The organism is Pseudoalteromonas sp. BSi20311, from assembly GCF_000239875.1.
Taxonomy (GTDB): Bacteria; Pseudomonadota; Gammaproteobacteria; order Enterobacterales; family Alteromonadaceae; genus Pseudoalteromonas.
This window is the reverse complement of the sequence record NZ_BADU01000172.1, coordinates 1-2,135: the sequence shown is the minus strand read 5'-3', so window position 1 is coordinate 2,135 and position 2,135 is coordinate 1. Positions and strand designations below refer to the sequence as shown.

The window sequence follows — 2,135 nt, the reverse complement described above, 5'->3', positions numbered from 1 at the left end:
TATCTAGCGTCAATTAACTTGGCCGGTTCCGCGTCAATTATCTTGGCCGGTTGACACCGAATTTTATTTGCTCTTATTGAGCGCTGTTTTGCGTCGGTAACTTTCACCTTCGCAATGAATAATCGTTGCGTGATGAACCAAGCGATCGATTGCCGCGACAGTCATCGTTGAATCATCAAATAGTTCATCCCATTGTTCGAATGATTTGTTTGATGTGATGATCATGCTGTGTCGCTCATAGCGATGGGCTATCAATTCAAACAGCACGCTCGTTTCCTGTTCCGTTTTTCGAACGTAACCAACGTCATCAACGATTAATAAGCTGTATTTATCGAGCTTTACAAGTTCATCTTGCAAGCGTAAATGTCGCTTTGCTTGCTGGAGTTGTTGAACAATCGCTGACGCGGCAACAAACTTAACTTTATGGCCCTGCTCGATAAGGCCATAACCGATACTACTGCCGATATGCGTTTTACCAAGACCACTGGCGCCAAATAGCAATATATTGCCACCGTGCTTCAACCAATCCGGCTGATTTATTAAATCAGCAACAAGGGGCTTACTAACCCCATCAACAAGGGTAAAGTCGAAGCTGCTAAGGTGTTTACCCACGGGCAATTTTGCATCTTTTAAAAGCCGCTGAAGGCGTTTATCATCGCGTGTCGCAAGTTCAATATGGCACAGCTCAGACAAGTATTGCTGCGGGCTCCATTGCTCTTCTATCGCTTTTTTGCCCAGGGTATTCCACTGTTGAAGCATGGTGCTAAGCTTTAATTGTTTCAGCATTAAAGGTAACGAGGCCGTGAAGTTATCCATGTAGGCCTCCCGGTATCATGCTGCTATAAGCGCTCAAGCTGTGTTGCTTTATTGTTATTGTGGGTATGTTTGATGCAATCACTAAAAATTGCGCTTCACATTCTCGGATGGCCGGTAATTGTCGCTGAGTAATTGACGCTGCTACAAATCGTCCTAATTGACGTTCACACCCACTTTGCTTCGCTAAATGGAGCAATTTCACCATGTAATAGCTCGCTTCATCCGCTAAAAGGTGGGCATTAACGTATTCCCAAATAGCTTTGTAATTGTCGCTTGGAAGTAAGTCGTCACGTAGTTGTGAGTAGCGAAATGCCAATGGTTTTTTAACCAGTGCGTCAATAACATGCAAGTAACTAATATTACGTGCACGGCACCCTTTAGAGGCATAGACACGCGCTAACGTTTGAACTAAATCGCTGCCATAGCGCAGCTCTAAACGGTTGTCATATAAACGAACAAGTAATCGGCTACCAACAAGGCGTGACGGGACGCTATAGGTAACACGTTTCAATGAAATAGTACTCGTACGTGACACCGTTAGATAATGCTCGGTGTAATTGACGCTCATCGTCCGTGGTAAAGCATGTAATTGTCGCTGCTCTACTGCGTATTTATCACTTACACGGCGATTACGGCGAGCTACAATGTCGGCAACAAACGATTCATAGACTTCTCTTGTCTGAAAGTCATAACTACCACGGATTTTTAATGCTTGCTCCAGTTGCGATTTAAGATGCCCATGAGGGCTCTCAATAGCCCCATTTTCATGCGCAATACCGCGGTTATTGCGGGTCGCTTTAAAGCCATAATGGGTGACTAATTCATTAAAGCGCTCTGTAAAATCGTTATCATTAGTGTGATTACGATACGCAGCACTCAGACTGTCTGTACGCACTTCTTTAGGCACACCGCCGGCTGCTTTAAATGCGTTTTGCACGCCATCAGAAAAAGCAGCAAAGCTTTCACCGCCGTAAATCACTTGGGCGTAAGCCCAGCCACTGGCGGGCATACGATAATGAAACAACATATGCTTTAGGGGTTCACTAGCAATGGTAACGGGTGACTTCACATGTGTAAAATCACACATACCTAATAGGCCATACTCGTGTGTTTGCAGGAATACGACCTCTTTACTTGAGCCATACAGTGCCCGCCATTTATGAATTCGACGCTCTAATGTACGCCGTGAGCTAGGGTTAAATTTGTCGGTGTGAAACTCGCAAAGGTGATCAAAAATTCCCACTGGAGTTAACGTTGCATCACCTTGAAGTAGAGGGACAACAATACTGTCCCAGATAGACTCAAGTGGATCTATACGC

General features: G+C 44.7%; 2 protein-coding genes. Both read right to left on the bottom strand.

Annotation, left to right across the window (positions count from 1 at the left end; translation table 11 throughout):
- Positions 1-63: 63 nt before the first annotated feature.
- The gene (gene istB, locus P20311_RS17475; RefSeq protein WP_008115339.1) at positions 64-816 is read right to left on the bottom strand and encodes an IS21-like element helper ATPase IstB; all 753 of its coding nucleotides are present in this window, start codon (positions 814-816) and stop codon (positions 64-66) included.
- A partial coding sequence (gene istA, locus P20311_RS17470; protein WP_036985301.1) for an IS21 family transposase occupies positions 809-2,135 on the bottom strand: 1,327 nt, incomplete at its 5' end. The genes istB and istA, both read right to left, overlap by 8 nt.

Coding starts and splice junctions, on each gene's coding strand:
- istB (WP_008115339.1), bottom strand. CDS start 816: ATGGATAACTTCACGGCCTCGTTACCTTTAATGCTGAAACAATTAAAG.